Origin of the sequence: Streptomyces sp. NPDC059255 (genome assembly GCF_042752355.1) — a bacterium.
GTDB lineage: Bacteria > Actinomycetota > Actinomycetes > Streptomycetales > Streptomycetaceae > Streptomyces.
Map to the genome: position 1 here is coordinate 121629 of NZ_JBHYZP010000025.1, position 20682 is coordinate 142310.

Annotated in this window: 9 protein-coding genes; 3 read left to right on the plus strand and 6 right to left on the minus strand. The window is 71.0% G+C overall.

Annotated elements, in window-relative coordinates:
- Nucleotides 1–50: 50 nt before the first annotated feature.
- Both ACFXKG_RS26360 and ACFXKG_RS26365 read right to left on the minus strand, forming a co-directional pair.
- A complete protein-coding gene (locus tag ACFXKG_RS26360; protein ID WP_384843856.1) occupies nucleotides 51–659 on the minus strand; it encodes a hypothetical protein in 609 nt (202 codons plus the stop codon).
- A 42-nt stretch (nucleotides 660–701) separates the two neighbouring features.
- Nucleotides 702–10427, minus strand: a complete 9726-nt coding sequence (locus tag ACFXKG_RS26365; protein WP_384843859.1) for a LamG-like jellyroll fold domain-containing protein — start codon at nucleotides 10425–10427, stop codon at nucleotides 702–704.
- Between the two features lie 220 nt (nucleotides 10428–10647).
- Here ACFXKG_RS26365 and ACFXKG_RS26370 point away from each other — a divergent pair, with 220 nt between their 5' ends.
- A complete protein-coding gene (locus tag ACFXKG_RS26370; RefSeq protein ID WP_384843862.1) occupies nucleotides 10648–12639 on the plus strand; it encodes a tachylectin-related carbohydrate-binding protein in 1992 nt (663 codons plus the stop codon).
- On the opposite strand, the gene ACFXKG_RS26375 is transcribed toward ACFXKG_RS26370, so the two are convergent.
- The gene (locus ACFXKG_RS26375; RefSeq protein ID WP_384843865.1) at nucleotides 12602–13084 is read right to left on the minus strand and encodes a GtrA family protein; all 483 of its coding nucleotides are present in this window, start codon (nucleotides 13082–13084) and stop codon (nucleotides 12602–12604) included. The genes ACFXKG_RS26370 and ACFXKG_RS26375 overlap by 38 nt on opposite strands.
- Nucleotides 13085–13305: 221 nt before the next feature.
- On the opposite strand from ACFXKG_RS26375, the gene ACFXKG_RS26380 reads away from it, so the two are divergent.
- Nucleotides 13306–14223, plus strand: coding sequence for a class I SAM-dependent methyltransferase (locus tag ACFXKG_RS26380; RefSeq protein WP_384843868.1), 918 nt, complete (start codon nucleotides 13306–13308; stop codon nucleotides 14221–14223).
- A 75-nt stretch (nucleotides 14224–14298) separates the two neighbouring features.
- Here the strand turns inward: ACFXKG_RS26380 and ACFXKG_RS26385 are convergent, their stop codons facing one another.
- A complete protein-coding gene (locus tag ACFXKG_RS26385) occupies nucleotides 14299–15105 on the minus strand; it encodes an HNH endonuclease family protein (RefSeq protein ID WP_384843942.1) in 807 nt (268 codons plus the stop codon).
- Between the two features lie 205 nt (nucleotides 15106–15310).
- Between ACFXKG_RS26385 and ACFXKG_RS26390 the strand changes: the two genes are divergently transcribed.
- Complete coding sequence (locus ACFXKG_RS26390) at nucleotides 15311–15706, plus strand: hypothetical protein (protein ID WP_384843871.1); 396 nt, start codon at nucleotides 15311–15313, stop codon at nucleotides 15704–15706.
- A gap of 149 nt (nucleotides 15707–15855) precedes the next feature.
- Here the strand turns inward: ACFXKG_RS26390 and ACFXKG_RS26395 are convergent, their stop codons facing one another.
- Together ACFXKG_RS26395 and mfd are read right to left on the minus strand one after the other, a co-directional pair.
- A complete protein-coding gene (locus ACFXKG_RS26395; protein WP_384843874.1) occupies nucleotides 15856–16770 on the minus strand; it encodes an oxidoreductase in 915 nt (304 codons plus the stop codon).
- Nucleotides 16771–16895: 125 nt separating this feature from the next.
- Complete coding sequence (gene mfd, locus ACFXKG_RS26400; RefSeq protein WP_384843877.1) at nucleotides 16896–20444, minus strand: transcription-repair coupling factor; 3549 nt, start codon at nucleotides 20442–20444, stop codon at nucleotides 16896–16898.
- Nucleotides 20445–20682 lie beyond the last annotated feature (238 nt).

A 20682-nucleotide genomic window follows, 5' to 3' on the forward strand; every position in this document is an offset into this window, starting at 1 on the left:
GCCCAAGACTTCCGCCAGTTCAGCGGCATCCGCTCGACGAGAGAGCTGAATCATGGTTTCACATTCCGTAGCCAGCGCTCCGCCCAGTTCCGCTGCTCACTTTCGATGTGCGCATACGATGCGATGCGCTTCGCATGCTCCCTGAGCTTCGGAATCTTTTCCGGACGGGATGCGACGGAGAATCCGATACCAATCTGCCAGTACCCGGCGACCATCACCACATCCCCGCCCACCGACATCATCACGAACGTCGGATTGTCCGCACCGGCTCCGAGGAGTCCACTCTCGCAGCCGGCGCCGGCGATATCCCAACCCTCGGAAAGCCGTACGTGCACCCAGCGGTACGACTTGAATTCCGACTCGTCCGGCATGTCGACGGAAACATCCAAGCCGATCAGGAAGTCCGGCCGCCCGTCCCCCGCCTTCGGGAACAACCCGTGTTTCCGCGCCGCTCTCTCCCACTCCTCGTTGATCCTGGAGCGCAAGTTCGGTTCGTCATGCCCGATGAGGACGTCCTGCCGCCCGTCGTCCGGATGCAACTGCGTCACGTACCGCGCCACCAGAACGGGGGCGAGATCGTCGCGGGTTCCGACCACTCCAAGAGCTCCGAATCCCGCATCGGTGAGCTTCTCCAAAAGCTCTTGATGCAATTCACTCACCGATCTCGCCCCTCCCTCTTCGTTTGCCACTCGAAGCAGCAACTAACGCTTGCCATACTTGTAGTACTGCGGATTGTTGTAGTCGTGCACACCCTTCTTCAACGGGAACCAGGCCATCTCTCCCGTGTTTTTGTGAACCATCACTCGCACCTGATTGTACTCACCGAGGTGTTCCATATCGAAGATGGGCGAGTCCTTCCAGTCACCCCATCCCTTGGCGTTTCCCTCGTTCCGGAAGAAGTCGAGCCCTTTACTTGTGACCCGCTGGGGATAGGACGGGTCCGACGCCACGGCACGGGCGAGCCGGTCGTGCTTCTTGGTCAGACCTGCCTGCGCAGCCCATTGCGCGCTTCGCCCTTCGATGGCATCGGGTGAGTAGTTCTCGTCCGGCGTCCACTTGCTCTCGTCACAGTTGTGGACGAGTACCGGCTTGGCCCCCGCCAGCACGTAGTACGTGTGCGCCCGGTCGACGCTCAGGTTGTAGACCGCCGCCTGCTGCGTCCATCCCTGGACCGCGTCGACCTGTACCCAGCTGCCGGCGCCGGTGCTGAGCCACTGGCCCGGCTTCAGTTCGCCGGCCTTCTGCCACTTCTTCAGGTCGGGCACCCAGAAGGAGTGGCCCTCCGTGGCCGTGATCGTGTCGGTGGCGTCGCCCTTGGCGCCGTCCGTGTCAACCGTGATCTCGACCAGCTTCTTCAGGCCCTTGCCCTCGATCGTCGCGGTGACCTTCTGCGCGGAGGTCCGGCCCGTCGTCGGGTCCGTGGCCCTGACCTCGTCGCCGGTCTTGACCTGCTCGATCGGTTTACGGGTGCCGTCGGCCATCACCACGTCCGTGCCGGGCAGGAAGCTGTTGCCGGCCAGGGCCGCTGCCGTCGTCGCGCAGGAGACGGCCGTCTCGGCCTTGTCGAGGGTGTCCGAGGCCTTTTCGAGTCGCTGGCCGGCCTTGGCGATGTCGTCCGCGTACTTCATCGCCTTCATGCCCATCCGGCCGGCCTTCGCCGCCCGGACCGCGCCCGCGCCCACGCCGCCCAGGGCCAGGCCGCCCACCGTGGCGACGGCCCAGGCGCAGGCCTCCATGTCGCCCTTGGTGACGCAGTTCTTGATGTCGTTGAAGCCGGTGACCTCGCCGACGACATTGCCGACCGTCTTCACCCCGTCCCAGACCGCGGGGGCGATGTCGATCGCGTAGTCGACGGCCGCCGAGACGGTCTCGACGACGTTGCCCATCTGCTCGACCGCCGCGTCCCGGATCGCGTTCGTGACCTTGGCGACGTCCGCGATGACGTCACGGGTCGCCGAGACGATGATCGCCGGGAGGTTGGGATTGGCCGTGACGATCGCCGCGGCCACCGCCATCAGGGGTTTCGCCGCCGCGACGATGTCCGGGATCGGGTTGTGCCGGGCCACGTACGCCGCCGCCGACTTGGCCTTGCGGGTGATCGCCGCGCGGGCCGCGCGGTACTGGCGCTGGGCCTCGGCGGCTTTCTCCCTGAGCCATTCGCCGCTGCTCTTCGCTGCCGCGCTGATCTTGTTGCCGACCCATCGGGTGGCGCTCGCCACCGCGTTGACGACCGTCTTGAGCCCGGACTTCTGATAGACCCAGCTCGCGGCGCGGCCCAGCGCCTTCGTGGCGATCTTCAGCGCGGAGAGCGGATGGCGCACGGTGTAGACCGCGGCCTTCCACACCGTCTTGGCCGCCTTGGTCACCGTACGGACGGCCTTGCTGTTCTTGACCTTGTTGTAGACCTTCTTGCACCAGCCGCAGCTCGGCCAGTTGCCATCGGGATCGGTGAAGTCCAGCGGCGCGCCCGCCCCGTACGCGTACCGGTTGGCGAGGATCGACGCGCCCGCCGCGTACGTGTAGGCGTCCCGCGAGTCGAAGGTGCCCGTGCCCGGGTCGTACCAGCGCGCGCCCATGTTGACCTGGTCGGTCTCCGGGTCGGTCCAGTCGCCCTGGAAGCCCGCGCTGCCCGGCGGTTCCGCCGCCGAGGTGGCGAGGGTCCGGCCGAACGGGTCGTACGCCGTCGAGGAGGCCAGGGACGCCGACGCGCCGTTCGTCGGGGACATGCCGCCGACCACGTCGCCGTGCTGGTCGGTGACCGACAGCTGCGCCGGGCCGCCCTCGGCGACCGAGAGCAGTTCGTCCGCCGCGCCCCGGCCGTAGGTCGCCGAGTTGTCCTTCACCGGGTCGGGTGCGAAGCCCGCGTAGGTGAAGTCGGTGCCGTCACGGGACGCGACCCGGTCGAGCGCGTCGTAGGTGTACGCCGTCCCGGACTCGCCGCCCTTGGTCATGCGGTCGAAGGCGTCGAAGGTGAATTCTTCCGTCAGGCCGGAGCTGGTGCGGGAGGCGAGGGTGCCGCGCGCCGTGTAGTCGTAGGTGTAGTCGCCGTCGGTCTGGAGGCGGTTGCGTTCGTCGAACGTGGCGCTCTTGGTGCCGTTCTTGACCCGGTTGCCGCTGTCGTCCCAGGCGTAGTCGGTGGTGTTGCCGTCCGCCGTCCAGGACGTGAGGCGGCCCGCCTGGTCGTAGCCGTAGGTGTTCCTGCCCGCATTGGCCGTGCCGGTGGTGGTCTTGCCGGTGAGGCGGTCGTCGTTGTCGTAGTCGTAGTCGGCGGACGCGACGGTCGCGCCGCCGCTGCTCTTCACCGTGTCGGTGTCGAGCCGGCCCAGATCGTCGTAGGTGTACGCGCGCGACTGGCCCGCGCCGTAGTCGACGCGGTCCACCGCGCCCGAGCCGTCGTAGCCGTAGCTCTGCTCCACCCCGGTCAGCGGGTCCTTCGCCGAGGCCAGTTGCTGCCGCGCGTAGGTGAAGGACGCGGTGCCCGCGGCGTCGGTACGGCCGGTCAGCAGGCCGTCGCTGTTGTACGTGTACGAGGCTTCGCCCGAGGGGCCGGTCGCCTTCAGGAGCAGGCCCCGGTCGTTGTAGGAGTAGGTGTTGTCGCCCTTCGGGGACGACGCCTTGGTGAGGCGGCCCGCCGGGTCGTAGCCGTAGCGCTTCTCCGCCGTGGCGGCCTCGGCGCCCGCGCCGCTCTCGCGGAGCAGGTTCCCCGCCTTGTCGTACTCCCGCTCCCGGGTGACGCCGCCGGGCGCGGTGACCCGTACGGCCTGGCCGGTCGCGTCGTACGCCGTCGTCCAGGTGCGGTCGGCGAGCGCCGGGTCGCGCGCGGTCGACGGCTCCACGAAGGATTCGGGCAGCCCGAGCGTGTTGACCGTGTAGACGGTGCTGTTGCCGCGCCCGTCGGTGTAGCGGGTGCGGTTGCCGAGGGCGTCGTAGCCGAAGGACGTGGTGATCGACTTCGTGTCGGAGACCGGCTCGGTCTGGCTGGTCAGCCGGTCCAGCGCGTCATAGGCGTACGTCGTGCTGCGGCCCTGCGCGTCGGTCGCGCTGATCAGGTTGCCCGCCTGGTCGTAGCCGTAACCGACCTTGCGCAGCTCGCTGTGGGACGCGTCCAGGTCGGCGTCCCTGACGAGCTGGCCGAGCCCGTCGTACAGCTTCGAGGAGGTCCGGCCCGCGCCGTCGCTGCGGCGCACCTCGCGCCCGGCGATGTCGTACCCGAACTGGGTGACCACCCCCGCCGGGTCCGTGAGCCGGGTGAGCTGGCCGATCCCGTCGTAGCCGAACTGGCTGACGCCGCCGCCCGGCGCGGTCTGCCGCACCACGTTGCCCGCGTCGTCGTACTCGTTGCGGGTGGTGAAGGAGCCGGGCTCCGGGGCGCGTTCGAGCTGGGTCGTGGTGACCGGCCGGTCCATGTCGTCGTACGTCGTCTCGGCGCGCGCCCCGTTCGGGTCGGTGACCGAGAGGACCTCGCCGGTGCGGGTGTACGTGTACGACCAGCGGGCCCGGTCGTCGCCGGGGCCGGAGCCGGTCGGCTCGTCCCGGGTCATGAGCCGGTTCTGCCGGTCGTAGGTGTAGCGGGTGATCCGGCCGAGCGGGTCGGTCGACTCGGTCACATTGCCCAGCGCGTCATAGGTGTTGGTGACGGTCGGGGTGACCGGCGTGCCGCTGCCGGGCGCCGTGTAGGCGGGCGCGGTGGTGGTGAGCAGCCGGCCGAGCCGGTCGTACGTGGAGCGGTTGGTGTTGCCGAGGGCGTCCACGGACTCGGTCGCCGCGCCGAAGGTGTCGTACCCGGTCCAGCTCGTGGGCCGGGTCTTGGCCGGGGCCGAGCCGTTGGACTCCGTGGTGACCTCGGGCGCCTTGGTGGCGAGCGGCCGGCCCAGCTCGTCGTAGAGGAACTCCGTCGTGCGGCCGCCCGGGTCGGTCTGTGAGGTGGTCAGCCCGCGCTGGTCGTACGCGTACTTCGTGGTGCGCGAGGCGGCGCCGTTCTCGACGGTCTCCTGGACGGCGTTGCCCGCGTCGTCGTACAGGTAGCTGACGGTCTCCGGGTTGACGCTCACCGGCCACGGCACGTTGGACGCGAGCCCCGAGGAAGCGGACGTCTTCACGTTGCCCGCGAGGTCGTAGGTGAGGGTGGTGCGGCGGCCCACCCCGCTCGGGTCGGTGACCGTGGACTTCGTCCGGCCGACCGCGTCGTAGGTGTACTGCGTGACGAGCTTGCCGTTGCCCGCCGTCTCGGTGAGGACGTTGCCCGCGCCGTCGTAGGTGTTGGCCTCGACGACGACATCCCGCTTGGTGCCGTCGGGGTTGTGGAAGTCCTTGAGAGTGACGGACTTGATCAGGTCGTCGCCGTAGTAGTCGTAGGCGACGGTGCGGCCCATCGAGTCGGTGTTCCTGGCGACGCGTCCGGCCATGTCGTACGCGAACGACTCCAGGACGGTGGCGTCGTCGTCCCCGCCGTCGTCCTCCCAGTCGCGCAGCCTGGTCTCCGCCGCCATGTTGCGTGCGGTGAACAGGTAGTCGAAGTGGTTGCCGTTGGCGTCGACCATGGAGGTCCGGTTGCCGAGGACGTCGTAGGTGTACGAGGTCTCGCTGCCCTCGGCGTCGGTGACCGTCTCGGGCCGGCCCCGGTCGTCGAGGGCGAAGGTCATCACGCGGGTGGTGTCGCCGCCGAGCAGGTCGCCGACCTCGGTGCGCAGCACGTTGCCGTCGGCGTCGTAGGCGGAGGTGGTCCGCTGCTGGTGCTTGCCGAGGGTGACGGCGTTGGTCGCGGCGGGGTCGGTGACGGTGGTGACCCGGGAGAGCTTGTCGTAGGTGAAGGTCGTGGTGACCCCGGCCGGCTGGGCGTCCGAGACGGTCGTCTCGGTGAGCTTGCGGCCCAGCGTGTCGTACGTGTACTTGGTGATCTGGCCGGAGGGTTCGGTCAGTTGGGCCAGGTCGCCGCTCTTGAAGTACCGGTAGCGGGTGATCTTGCCGAGCGGGTCGGTGGTGGTCAGCGGCAGCCCGGTCGCCGTGTTGCCGCCGTCGACGGCCGGTTCGGCGCCGGTGGTGTACGTGTGGCGGACGGAGCCGCCGTCGGGCGCGGTCTGGCTGAGCAGCGCGCCCTTGTCGTTGTACTGGTACTGGGTGCGGTACGTGTTGTCCGTCGGGCCGCTGGAGCGGCCGTCGCGGGTCTCGGACGGCTGGTCGGCCCGCAGGTCGAAGTCGCCGGACGCCACCGGGTAGGTGGTGTACGAGGTCTGGCAGTCGTCCTTGCTCCGGCAGGTGGTCCGGCGGACCACGTTGCCGCGGTCGTCGTACCCCAGGGCGACGCTGTCCCCGTTCTCGTTGGTGATCCGGGTCTGGAAGCCCTTGTCGTCGTAGCCGAACGTCCGGATGGCCACGCCGTCGGCGGGGTGCCGGATGAAGTCGGGTTCGCTGCCGCCGTCGCCGGGCGGATTGGTGCAGAACGCCGGGTCGCCCGGGTCGGGCTCGGTGCAGATCTGCCCCGGCGGCTCCGGCGGATCGGTCCCGGACGGCGTGCCGGATTCGCGGACGCCGAGGGCCATCGGCTCGCCGTAGCGCAGCATCCGCGAGGTCAGGCCGTCGTACTCGTAGAAGTACGGGGCGTCCAGCGGGTCGTGGACCTCGACGGTGCGCCGCAGCTCCCGGTCGTTGCCGAAGACCGCGGGGGTGCCGATCTTCCAGGTGCCGCCGTTGCGGTCGGTGTACTCCTCGACCCGGTCGCGGGAGGCGTCGTACTGGATCTCGGCGGCGGTCCGGCCGGACGGCAGGGTCGTCGAGGTCAGCGGTTCCGCCGCCCGTCCGCCCTCGCGGTAGTGGCCGGAGACGGCCGCCGCGCCCAGCGGGTGGTGGTAGACGGCGACCTCGTCGATGCTCCCGGCGAAGGACTTGGCGGCGGTGGCGCCCCAGCCCGGCCAGGAGGCCGGGGAGGCGGGGCGGGCCGCGCCGATCTGGTTGTACGTCAGGTCGTTCTGGCTCAGCTGTCCGGTGAGGGTGCCGGAGAGCTTGCCGTCCAGGTAGAGGCTCTGGGTGGAGCCGGAGACGGAGAGCACCGCGTGGTGCCAGTTCCCGTCGTTGACGTTCTTGGTGATGTCGGTGATGGGGGCGGCGGTGCCGGTCCAGAACTGGCCGCGCAGCTTGCCGTCCGTACCGACGTAGAGCAGGGGCGCGCCGCTGGTCGGCGCGGTGCCCCATGCCTTGTTCTGGTAGCCGACGAGGGGTCCGCCGACACCGGACGCGATGGTCTTGAACCAGACCTCGACCGCCGCGTCCCGGCTCTTCTTGAGGGTGCCCGAGGGCAGGTCGACGCGGGAGGTGGTGCCGTTGAAGCCCGCGGCCGTGCCGGGGTCGCCGGCGATGCCGCCCGCCGCGCCGAGCGTGACGTCGGTGTAGGTGCCGCGGTCCTTGCCGAGGTTGACCTCGACGGCGCTGTTCGCGGCGGTGCCCTCCGCCTCGCCGAGCCGCCAGTACGACTCGGGGCGGGCGTCGAGGACGGTGGTGCGGTAGTGGCTGCCGGTGCCGTAGCCGTACCGGGTGCAGCCGCCCGCCGGGTCGCACGCGGTGTCCAGCCGGTCCCCGGTGTAGGTGTACGTCCAGCTCAGGGCCGATCCGTCGACGGCGTTGGTGGCGACCTTGGTGACGTGGGCGCCGGTCCAGGTGAAGGTGAGGGAGCGGCCGGTGCGGGCGTTGACGGCCGTCGACAGCTTCCCGCCCGAGTAGGTGTAGGTGACGGCGGTGGAGAACGGGTCGGTGATCTTGACCAGGAGCCCGGCGGAGCTGAAGTCGTACACCGTGCCGGACTTGTCCTGGAGCCGGAACGTTCCGGCGGTGGCGTCCGTGGTCAGCTTGGCGAACCGGCCGGGCGGCGGCGCGAACGTACCGTCGGCGTTCCTGCCGAAGCGGACGTCCTGGCCGTCCGGGTAGCGGACGACGACATTGCCCGTGCCGTCGCCGTCGGGGGTGAGCCGCATGTCGTACCGCGTCGACCAGCCCGCGCCGAAGGCGGCGTCGCGCCGCGGGTCCAGGCTGTTGTACGTCCGTACGAGCGTCAGGTCCGGGCCCGTCCCGGCCACGGAGGCGTCGACGGCGGCGGTGGTGAAGTTACCGGCGTTCGGGTCGAACTCCTTGCCCTGCGCCTCGGAGAGCCGCGAGGTGATCTCGGGCTGCGGCACGGCGGCGACCAGCGCGACCTGCGCGGTCGGCACCTCGTTCGACGCGTCCTTGACGAAGCCGCGCCACAGGTAGGTGGTGCCCCAGGTCAGCCGCCCGGCGGGCACGGTGTAGGCGGAGCCCGTCTGGTACGCGGAGGTCGTGCAGGCGGTCGGCTTGCCGTCCTTGTCGGCGGTGCAGATCTCGAACTTGTACTGGAGCGAGGAGCCGGGCGGCGCGTCCACGTCGACCCCGCTCGCCCAGAGCTGCGGGGTGAGGGTCTGTGCCTGGTAGCCGTTGGGCGGGAACTGCTCCTTCACCACGGGCGCGATGTCGAAGACCTGGAGGACGAGCCGGCCGGGCGCCACCTGCTCGTCGGTGAAGACCTTGCCGCCGGTGCGGACCATCGTGAAGTCGAGCATGTAGGTGCCGGGCGGCAGCGCCTTGATCGTCGCGTCGAAGGTGATCCGGCCGCCGTTGGCGACCTGGCCGGTGACGTTGGCGGCGCGCTGCTGCGTGACGAGCTTGCCCTTGGAGTCGAAGGCCCGGTAGGCGAGGTAGTAGCCGCTCGCCGTCCAGGTCTCGGCGCCCTTGTTGGTGACGGTGACCTTGACCTTGCCCGCCTGGTTCTGGAGCACCGGCGGGTCGGGCACCGGCTTCGGGAAGGTGTACGTCGCGTTGTACGGGGAGTGCGTGACGAACAGCTTCGGCGGGTTGGCGGTGGCGTGCCCGGTGAACTTCTTGAAGCCGAGCGCGTCGGTGGCCGAGGCGCGCAGGGACAGACCGTGGTTGGGCCGGCTGCCGTCCGCCCACCCCTGCACCAGGTCCCGGCCGCCCTTGCCGAGGTCGAACAGCTCACCGGCGGCGGGGCAGGCCGAGGACGACGAGCCGACGGGGATGTACCCGTACGCGAAGGACTTCGACGCCAGGGATGCGCCCACCGAGGGGCCGGGGTAGGCGGTGCCGGTGCCGGTGCTCGCCGTCCACGCCTGGGTGACGGGGTGGACGGTGACGGGGCGCGCCTTGCAGGAGGCCGCGTCGTAGTTCACGACCTGGAGCTGGGCGCCGAAGATCTTGTGGTTCTTCAGCTCGGTGGTGAGGGAGGGAAAGCCGAGGTACGAGGCCGTGATCGTATCGGCGGACGGGCCCTTGCCGACGCGCAGTTCGTTCGAGCCGACGACGGAGCCGCCGGGCGTGACGTACATCGAGGTGGTGGCGGTGTTCGTCTCGACTGACGGGTCGACCAGGACGGGGAAGACGCGCGCCGGGTCGGCCAGCCACGCCCGGTCGACGGAGACGCGCAGCGCGCTCGCGCCGCCGGCCCGCTCGACCAGTTCGTAGCGGACGGCGTGGGAGACGGCCTCGGCTCCGTCCTCCATGTATCCGGCGGGGATGACCGCCTTCGTACGTCCCCCGGCGTCGGCGAGGACGACGGAGCCGTCGTCGCCGGTGCGCGCGGTGAGGCCGGTCAGCTCCAAGGGGAAGACGAAGTCGGCGGGCGCGTCGGCGGAGCGCAGGACGAGGGTCTCCTTGACGCCGCCCGCCTGGGAGTCCAGCCAGAGGTCGGTGTCCGGGAGCACGTCGTCGTAGCCGACGCGGCCGTCGGCGGTGGGGGTGGTGGAGGCGGAGGTTGAAGCGGTGGTGGAGGCGGTGGGGCGGGCGCTGCCCTCGGCCGGGGCCGCGCCCTCCAGGCCGTACGCGAAGGACTCGCCGGAGGGGAGGGTGAGGGCGGCGAGGCGCCGGGCGTCGGCCCGGTCGGCGAGGCGTACCCGTACGGAGTCCGCGGTGTTGGTCCAGCCGTCGGCCGCCTCGGTCAGCGTGGCGTCGATGGGCCGCCAGTCGCCGCGGGAGTCCAGGTAGTTGACGGGGTTGGTGGACAGCTCGGTGGTCTCGGTGCCGTCCGCGTTGGCGTACGTACGGGTGCGGGCGTCGCGCCCGGAGACGATCTCCTTGCTGGTCCTCCGGTCGAACCCGGTGGCCTCGGGCGCGGGCGCCTTCGCGACGGAGGCGGTGTTGCGCCCCGGGGCGGGCCGGCTCATGGGCCGGGTGTCCAGGGGGTACTTGGCGCGCAGCGACTGCCCGGTGGTGCGGTTGGCGCCGTCGACGACGAGGTGGTCCCGGCCCTCGGCGCTGCCCCAGCGCTGCCCCGGCCCCTTCGCGGCGGGCAGCGGCTCGGGGAGGAGCGGGAAGCCCACGCCGGCCACGGTCAGCGTACCGACGGCGACGAAACCGATCGCGAACAGCGCGATCAGCTTGGCCCAGCCGCCGCGGAGCAGCCTGGCCATCAAGAATTTCCGCACGTGTCTTCGGTACGCCGGCACGGGCCCCCCACTGAGCCGAGACGAAAGGATCCACCGGAGCGGAAGATCAAGCCAGAGCATGAGGAACCTGTGATGGACATGTCGAGAGTGGCACGAAAGGTTCATCAACTGGCCGCTTACGAGAGGCTGTTGTTCACGTGGGCGCTACCGCACCGTTCACCCGGCGACGCCTAGCGTCCAGCACATGACTCTCAATTCGCCCCGAAGATCCGGGCGTTGGACGACCCTCGCCATGGCAGCCGTCACCGCGTTCCCCCTGCTGGGGGCCCTTCCCGGCACGGCCCAGGCGGCCGTGGCATTCAGCTGCAACACCACCGGCCCGACCTACGCGGTCGACACGGCCGGCAAACTGCTCCGCCAGGACATGCCGTCACCGGGCGTCGGCAACGCCCTGCCGACGGCCACCACCATCGACACCGGATGGTCCGGCTACGGCAGGATGCTGGCCGGTCCCGCGGGCGCGTTCTACGGGATCAAGGCGGACGGCATCTACTACAGCCACCGCATCAGCGCGACCGCCACCTGGGACGTGCACCACAAGAAGATCAGCACCGGCTTCAGCGAGTTCCGTTCCGGGACCAGGACCGACGACATCACCATGGACCGCGGCGGGAACCTCTGGACGTTCTCCCCCGACAGCGGCGGGCTGCGCTGGTGGCGCTACGACGCCGCCGCCGACGACTTCGTCGCCGAGGGCGGCAAGATCGTCGACATGGGCTGGGACCGTTACGACGCGATCTACGCCGGCGACCGGGGTGTCGTGTTCGGCCGCGCCGCCGCCGACGGCAAGCTCTACCGGTCCCGCTACGACTACACCAGCCAGCGCTGGCTGGAGCGCCATGTCCTGGTGTCCGCCGCCAACTGGAGCGACACCAAGTTCATGAGCTCGTACGGCGGGGACACGCTGTTCCGGGTCAAGGGCAACGGCGAGGTCCGCTACTACCGCTACGACGAGACGACGAAGGACTTCCCCGTCTACAACAAGCTGGTGGAGAGCAGCGGCTGGGCGGCGTACACCTCGGTGTCCACGACCCCCGACTCCTGCCGGCTCGACTCCAACCACACGCCGCCGTCGCCGGCCCAGGCGCTGGAGCCGTACAGCCGCGGCTCCGCGATGCGCTCCTCCTCGGGCGCGCTGGAGTACGCGTACACCGACAACATCGGCCGGCTGGTGCACGGCAGGCAGTCCGACCCGTCCGACTTCAACAGCGTCAAGTGGTCGACGGTCTCCGGCAACGAGGCCTTCACCGGGCAGCCGTCCCTCGCCTCGCACGCCGACGGCCGCGTCGTGCTGAGCGCGCACAACACCTCGGGCAGCGTCTGGCAGCTCAACCAGACCGCCGCGTCGTCCGCGGACTGGGGCAACTGGATCAACCTCGGCGGGGCGATGGCCCAGCACGCCGTCACCGGGACGACCCCGTCCGGGCTGCTCGTCCAGTTCGCGGCGGACGCGGACGGCAAGCCCTGGTACCGGATCCAGCAGCGCGCCAACGTCGACTTCATGGGGTGGATGCCGCTGGCCGGCTCGGGCTTCACCGGCCCGTTCACGGCGGTCACCGTACGGGACGGGATCCAGCTCTTCGGGCGGAACGCCTCCGGTGTGCTGAGCACCGCGCTGTTCAAGGAGGCCGGCACGCTCTCCGCGTGGAGCGCGCTCGGCGCGCAGGGCGTCACCGGCACCCCGGCGGTCGTCGTCTACCCCGGCTACCGGCTGCGGGTCTTCGCCACCGACGGCAACGGGACGGTCGTCACGGCCGCCCAGTCCGCCGAGGGCGGCGCGTACGAGGCGTGGTCCCCGATCGACGGGGTCACCGCGAAGGGCTCGCCCACCGCGGTGATCAGCCCGACCAGCGGGGTCACCGAGGTCCTGGTGCTCGGTACGGACGGCACCATTCACGAGACCGGCGAGACCACCCAGGGCACGGGCGTCTGGCGGCCCTGGCAGCAGCCGAGCACCGAACAGGCGGCCACCGAGCCGACCGCGTTCGCGTACACCGACGCGTCGGGGCCGACCTGGGCCTACCTGTTCCGTAACGCGGACAACCAGACCCGGGTCTACTCCCTGGACCTGCGCTTCTCGCGCAGCGCGAAGGCGGCACCGGGCACCGGGGCGGACGGCGCTTCGGGCGCGCCCGCCTTCACCGCCCGTTCCCTGCCGGCTCCGCCGGCGCCGTAGCGGCCGCGGACCCGTGACCCGGTGACCCGGCGGGCGCCGGGTCACCGGCCGGGTCGCGGGGAAGGTCGCGGGCCGGGTCGCGGGGAAGCATGATCGCCCGCGAGACCAGGAAGGTGATCGGGACCGCCCCGCCCGCCGCGATCAGCGGGGCGTACCGGCTGCCCAGGTGCAGCACGTCGACGAGGAGATAAACACCGACCGTCGTGATGACGAGGTTCGCCGCGTTGGTGAGCGGGAAGAGCAGGAACTTCCGCCAGGTGGGGCGGGTCCGGTAGGTGAACCAGCTGTTGAGGAAGAACGAGCCGATCATGCTCAGCCCGGACGCGACGAGATGCGAGGCGACGTACGGCAGCCGGGTCAGCAGGAGCAGGTAGAAGGCGTAGTACGTGCCCGTGTTCGCCGCCCCCACGAGCGCGAACCGCACCAGTTGGATCCGGACCGTCATCCGCGTACGCACTCCTCACGACCGCTCGGGGCGTCACCCTCCGTACCCCCGGACAGCGCGGTGACCACCCTCAGGAGTGTGTCACAGCGGGGGTCCCCGCCCCGTGACGAACGCATCACCGACGATCCACTTGTCCGCGTCGCCTCCCCGACACCAACCCTTCACCCAGTGAGCACCGAAGTGTGGTCCGCCCCGTGCTGACGAGGCGTAGTTTCCGGCGCATGTCTTCTCTCCTCAGCAACCGGCTGGCGAAGCGGATCCTCCGTCCGGCCGCCACCCTCATCGACCAGCGCACCCGGCGGTCCCAGGGGCCACTGCGTTCCGATATCGACACGCTCAAGCGTCAGATCGCGGAACTGCGCGGAGAGCAGTACGCGATCAGCCTGCTGTTCGACAAGACGGGACGCAGCGGGCCCCGGCTGCCCACCCGCGGCCAGATCGACGGCCTCGTACGCCAGATCGCGCAGGTGACCGGGGAGGACGCCGGGAGCGCGCGCCGCAACGTCACGGTCGCCTTCCGCCAGCTGATCGCCCTGGAGTCGCTGGCCCTGGGCCGGCTCGCCGGATCCACGTCGAACGTGTGCGGCAAGCTCGCCACGGTGCCGCTGCTCGACCCGCCGAACGAGGACGTCCTGGAGATCGGCACGCTGTACGGCCTGTTCTCGGCCTCGCTGGTCCGGATGCTGCACCGCGCCGGCACCGAGGCCCGGCTGACCATCGTGGACCCGCTCGTGGGCAGCCAGCTCCAGCCGGGCACGAAGGAGGGCGCCGACCCGACGGGGACGCCGGTGCGGATGGACGTCGTACGCGCCAACCTCGCGCTGGGCGGCAAGCCGGGCGCCGAGGCGCGGGTGCACCAGGGCTTCTCGGGCGACCCGGAGGTCCGGGAAGCGGTCTCCGACCGCAAGTACGGCGTGATCATCGTGGACGGCGACCACTCCGCCGAGGGCGTCCTCGCCGACCTGGAGTGGGTCGAGGACATCGTGGCGCCGGGCGGGATCGTCGTCCTGGACGACTTCGGCGACGCCCGCTGGCAGGGCGTCCAGGAGGCCACCGAGAAGCACCTGGCGGGCGGCGACTCGCGGCTGGAGATGCTGGGACAGGTCTCCACGTCGGCCTTCCTGCGGGCCCGCGCCTGACCACGGCCCCGCACCTCCGGCACCGGTCCGTCCCCTCCGCCGCCCCCTCTCAGAGCCGGCCGCGGCGCGCGGACATCAGGCCTCGCACTGCTCCCGCATGGTGGTCTTGTCCGCCGTGGTCACCGGCAGCTCGTACTTGAGGGCGACCTGCGCGAACCGTACGGCGTAGGAGCAGCGGATCTCCTCGCTCGGCGGGAGCCAGGACGCCGGCCCCGAGTCGCTCTTGGAGCCGTTGGTGGGGCCGTCCACCGGGACGAGGTTGAGCGGATCGTTGGCGAGCTGCTTCCGCTTGGCCTCGTCCCACGTGGACGCGCCCATCTGCCAGCCGTACGAGAGCGGTATCACATGGTCTATCTGGACCTTGGCCGCCGCCTCCTTGCGCCACTCGATCTCCTTGCCCGTGTACGGGTCGTTCAGGTTCATCGAGATGACGATGCAGTCGGACCCCGAGCGGTACTTGAGGTCCTTCCCGTCCCTGGCCAGCAGGTCGTTCCGGGTGTCGCAGCCGTTGCCGGCCAGCGGCACGCCGTCCGCCGTGTCCATCCAGGCGTAGCCGAACTTCTTCCGGTCGTAGCCGGAGCTGGAGCCGCGGCTCTTGGTGGTCACCTCCTCGATGACCTTCAGGCCGGTCTCCTTGTCGGCGTCGGAGGTGAGCGGTGCCAGCCCCGGCTTCGTACCGTCGTCGTTGGCCAGCGGGCTGACCCCGAACTCCCCGGCGTCGGCGCTGCCGCCGCCGCTGCCGGCCGTACCGCCCGCGCCCGATGTCGCCGACTCGGACGCGGACGCGGACGGCTTGGCACCGGACTCGGGCTCCTCCGCGCAGCCCGCCAGCGCGAGGACGGAGAGGGCGAGGGCGCCGCCGCGGAGAAAGGTTCTTGCTATGTGTTCGTCAACTCTGCTCACCTGGGAACCTTAACGTCTCCGGGGCGCCAGAACCGCTCCCCACGTGCGGATATGACGGAGCGTCAGGATATTCGGAGGGCTCCCGGGGGCTACGGCGGGAGGCGCGCGGTTCGGGCCGGCCGCGCCGGGGCAGAGGTATCGTGCGGCTTCTCCCTCCGTGTACCTGTTCGAGAGGAATCCGTCCGTGGAACCCATCGCCACCGGTACACCGCCCCCGGCCCCCGCCATCCCGCCACCGGCCTTGCTGACGCCCGCCCCTCGTACGCGCACCACCGCGCTGAAGGCGGTCGCGCCCCGGGCCCTGCTGGCCGCCGTGCCCGTGGTGAGCCTCGGGATCCTCGGGTTCGTGCCCTCCCTGGTCATCGCGATCCGGCGGCGCGGCCGCGCGCACTGGCTGATCTCCGGCGCGTTCACGGCGGTGACCGTCGCGTGGGTCGCCCAGATCGCGCTCACCCCGGACGAGACCCATGGCCTGGAGTTCCTCGCCGACATGGCGCTCCTTCTCACCACGACGGCCGGCGCGGCCCTCCACAGCCTGCTCACGTACCGCCCGCGCACGGAGCCGGGCACGGGCCCGTAGTCGGGCAGGGCCAGAGCGCTGTGGGCCGCACGGCCCTGGCTGTCCGAGGGGAGGGTGGTGCGGGCGCGCAGCGCCTCGTTGCGCGCGTCGAGCTGCTCCCGGATGCGGGGAGCGACACGACGCGGCGCCGCCCGCCTGACACGGTGTCGTCAGTCGCCCTCCTTGCCCAGGTGAAGCCCCTCCAGCAGGGTCAGCTCCTCGTCCGTGAGGCGCAGCGCGCCCGCCGCCACGTTCGCCGTCAGATGGTCCGGGTTGCCGGTGCCCGGGATGGCCAGGACGTGAGAGCCGCGGGTCAGCGTCCACGCGAGGCGGATCTGCTGGGGTGAGGCGTTGTGCGCCCGTGCGACGGCGAGGAGTTCGGCGCTCTCCGCCGCGCCCGTGCCCGCCTCGCGCCCCTGGCCCGCGATCGCGAAGAACGGCACGAACGCGATGCCCTGCTCACCGCAGAGGCGCAGGAGCGCGTCGCCGTCCGCCGCGCCGATGCCGTACGCGTTCTGCACGCAGACCACCGGCGCGATCGCCCGCGCCTCGGCGAGCTGCTCCGGTGTCACGTTGGAGACCCCGAGGTGGCGGATGAGCCCGGCGTCCCGCAACTCGGCCAGCGCCCCGAAGAGTTCCGCGATCGAGCGGTTTCCCCCGGTGCGCAGATTCACCACGTCGAGGTGGTCCCGGCCGAGCTGACGTATGTTCTCCTCGACCTGGCCGCGCAGCTCTCCCGGCGTGTCGGCCCACGCCCACTCCCCCGTGTGGTCCCGTCCGGGCCCCACCTTGGTGGTGATGACCAGGTCCTCCGGGTACGGCGCGAGCGCCCGGTTGATCAGCTCATTGGCCGAGCGCAGCGGCGAGAAGTAGAACGCCGCCGTGTCGATGTGGTTCACCCCCAGCTCCACCGCGCGGCGCAGCACCCCGATCGCCCGGCCGCGGTCGCTCGGGGTGGTGTCCGCCCCGAACGCCGCTCCGTGCTGCGTCAGGCGCATCGCGCCGAACCCCATCCGGTTGACGGTCAGGTCGCCGAGCCGCCACGTTCCCGCGTCGGACGCGGTGATCTTCTCCGAAGTCGTCATGAACGGAGTCTGTCACCGGCGGCGGACCGGCCGCCGGGCCTGTGGACAAGTCCGGCGGCCGGTGCGCGGGAGCCTGTGGAAAAGTCCCGGCGACCGGTGGCCCGGCGCAGGTGAGAGACCCGGTCTCAGCCCAGGATCGTCGTCAGGAACTCCCCCGTCCACGCCAGCAGTTCCCGCCCCACCGTCGGCTTCCCGCCGATCTTGCCCGTCGTCGGGCGCGGGACCAGGATCTGGTGGACGGCCGGCTTGATGACCGTACGGGGGTACAGCCGCTTCAGGCGCAGCTCCTGCGACTCCCGCAACTCCACCGGGGCGAACCGGATGTTGGAGCCCTGGAGCACGATCTCGCCCACCCCGCACGCCCGCGCCAGCATCCGCAGCCCCGCCACCAGCAGCAGGTTCTCCACCGGCTCCGGCAGCTTGCCGTAACGGTCGGTGAGCTCCTCCCGTACGGCGGTGATGTCGGCCTCCGTGTTCGCGGAGGCGATCGCGCGGTACGCCTGGAGGCGCAGCCGCTCGCCCGGGGCGTAGTCGTGCGGGACGTGCGCGTCCACCGGGAGTTCGATCTTGACCTCCAGCGGGGGCTCCTCCTGTTCCCCGCCGTCCAGCGCCGCCCGGTAGTCCGCGACCGCCTCGCCCACCATCCGTACGTACAGGTCGAAGCCGACGCCCGCGATATGGCCGGACTGCTCGCCGCCCAGGAGATTGCCCGCGCCGCGGATCTCCAGGTCCTTCATCGCCACATACATGCCCGCGCCCATCTCCGTGTGCTGGGCGATGGTCGCCAGGCGCTCGTGCGCGGTCTCCGTGAGCGGCTTCTCCGGCGGGTAGAGGAAGTACGAGTAACCGCGCTCGCGCCCGCGCCCGACCCGGCCGCGGAGCTGGTGGAGCTGCGAGAGGCCGAAGTTGTCGCCGCGCTCCACGATCAGGGTGTTGGCGTTCGAGATGTCGATGCCGGACTCGACGATGGTCGTGGAGACCAGCACGTCGAACTTCTTCTCCCAGAAGTCCACGACGACCTGCTCCAGGGCAGCCTCGCCCATCTGCCCGTGCGCCGTCGCGATCCGCGCCTCGGGGACGATCTCGCGCAGCTTCGCCGCCGCGCGGTCGATCGACTCGACCCGGTTGTGGATGTAGAAGACCTGGCCCTCGCGGAGCAGCTCGCGCCGTACGGCCGCGCCGATCTGCTTCTGTTCGTACGGTCCGACGAACGTGAGCACCGGATGCCGCTCCTCCGGCGGCGTGGTGATCGTCGACATCTCCCGGATGCCGGTGACGGCCATCTCCAGCGTGCGGGGGATGGGGGTCGCGGACATGGTGAGCACGTCGACATTGGCGCGGAGCTTCTTGAGCTGCTCCTTGTGCTCCACGCCGAAGCGCTGCTCCTCGTCCACGATGACCAGGCCGAGGTCCTTGAACTTGGTCTCGGAGGAGAAGAGCCGGTGCGTGCCGATGACGATGTCGACCGCGCCCTCCCGCAGTCCCTGGAGCGTCGCCTTCGCCTCCGCGTCCGACTGGAAACGGGAGAGCGCCTTCACGGAGACGGGGAACTGCGCGTACCGCTCGGAGAACGTCCCGAAGTGCTGCTGCACCAGCAGGGTCGTGGGGACGAGGACCGCGACCTGCTTGCCGTCCTGGACCGCCTTGAAGGCCGCCCGTACGGCGATCTCGGTCTTGCCGTAGCCGACGTCGCCGCAGATCAGCCGGTCCATCGGGACCGTCTTCTCCATGTCCTCCTTGACCTCGGCGATGGTGGAGAGCTGGTCGGGCGTCTCCACGTACGGGAAGGCGTCCTCCAGCTCGCGCTGCCAGGGGGTGTCCGGGCCGAAGGCGTGCCCGGGGGCGGCCATCCGCGCCGAGTAGAGCTTGATCAGGTCGGCGGCGATCTCCTTGACGGCCTTCTTGGCGCGCGCCTTGGTCTTCGTCCAGTCCGCGCCGCCGAGGCGGTGCAGGGTCGGGGCCTCGCCGCCGACGTACTTGGTGACCTGCTCCAGCTGGTCGGTCGGGATGTAGAGCCGGTCGCCGGGCTGGCCGCGCTTGGCCGGCGCGTACTCCACCAGCAGATACTCGCGGGTGGCGCCCTGCACCGTACGCTGCACCATCTCCACGTACCGGCCCACGCCGTGCTGCTCGTGAACGATGTAGTCGCCCGGCTCCAGGGTCAGCGGGTCGATGGTCTTGCGGCGCTTGGCGGGCATGCGGGCGCCGTCCTTGCCCGCCGCCTTCTGGCCGGAGAGGTCGGTCTCGGTGAGGACGGCGAGCTTCAGCGCCGGGTCGACGAAGCCGTGGTCCATCGAGCCGCACGCCACGTGGACGACGGACGGCGCGATCTCGGCGAGCCCGCCCGCCGAGCGCGCGCCCGGGGTGTCGAGCCGCGCGGCGATCCCCTCGCCGCCCAGGACCTCGACCGTACGGGCCGCCGTGCCGTGGCCCTCGGTGACGTAGACGGTCCGCCAGCCGTCCGCGAGCCAGCCCTTGGTGTCGGCGAGGGCGCGGGCGGTGTCGCCGCGGTACGACTCGGGGGCGTGCATGCCGAGCGTGATGGCCTCGTCACCCAGCTCCTCGTCGACCGCGAAGGGGGAGACGGACCACCACATCATGCCCAGCTCGCGGGCGTGGTCCCGGACGTCCGCGACGGACCACAGGGAGGCGGCACCGACGTCGATGGGCGCCTCGCCTCCCCCCGCGCCGGCCGCCCAGGAGGCGGCCAGGAACTCCTGGCTGGTCGCGACGAGGTCGGCGGCCCTGGTCCGTACCCGCTCGGGGTCGCAGACCAGCGCCATGGAGCCCGCGGGGAGGACGTCGAGCAGCAGCTCCATGTCGTCCACCAGGACCGGGGCGAGGGACTCCATGCCCTCGACGGCGATCCCCTCGGCGATCTTTCCCAGCAGGTCGCCCAGCTCGGGGTGTTCCTCGGCGAGCTCGGCGGCCCGCGCCCGTACCTCGGGAGTGAGCAGCAGCTCCCGGCAGGGCGGCGCCCACAGCCCGTGCTCGGCGACCTCCAGGGAGCGCTGGTCGGCGACCTTGAAGTAACGGATCTCCTCGACGTCGTCGCCCCAGAACTCCACGCGGAGGGGGTGCTCCTCGGTGGGCGGGAAGACGTCCAGGATGCCGCCGCGCACGGCGAACTCACCGCGCTTCTCGACCAGCTCGACGCGCGCGTACGCGGCGGCGGCCAGCGCCTCGGTCACCTCCCCCAGATCGGCGCTCTGCCCGCTGCGCAGCGCGACGGGCACCAGCTCGCCGAGCCCCTTGACCTGCGGCTGGAGCACGGACCGTACGGGCGAGACGACGACGCTGACCGGCCCGGCCGCCGGATCGTCCGGCGAAGGGTGCGCGAGCCGGCGCAGCACCGCGAGCCGCCGGCCCACGGTGTCGGACCGGGGCGACAGCCGCTCGTGCGGCAGCGTCTCCCAGGACGGGTACTCCACGACGGTGTCCGGATCGAGCAGCGACCGGAGCGCCGCGGCCAGATCCTCGGCCTCCCGCCCGGTGGCGGTCACGGCCAGCACGGTCCGCCCCGCCTCGCGCGCCAGCGCGGCGACGGCGAATGGCCGAGCGGCGGGCGGCCCGACCAGATCGACATGCGTGCGGTGACCGTCGGTGGCGGCCTTCACCGCTTCGGCGAGCGCCGCGTCCTTGATGACGGCGTCGAGCAGACCGTGCAGGCTCATGAAGGGGGTTCCGTCCGGGTCCATGGGTGGGTGGTGGGTGGGGCGGGTGCGGTTCACGTGGTGCGTGCGGTGAGTCGCATGCTCGCGCTGGGCAACGCGAAGGGCCCGACACGTCGCACGGGCCGGGGGTCCTCCAGCCTACGACGCCGGTACGACAGCCGCGGCCGGAGCCAGGGCCGGAGCCACGGAGGCGACGGGGACGGCCGCTACGGCTGTGACGGAGTACGGGGGATGGACG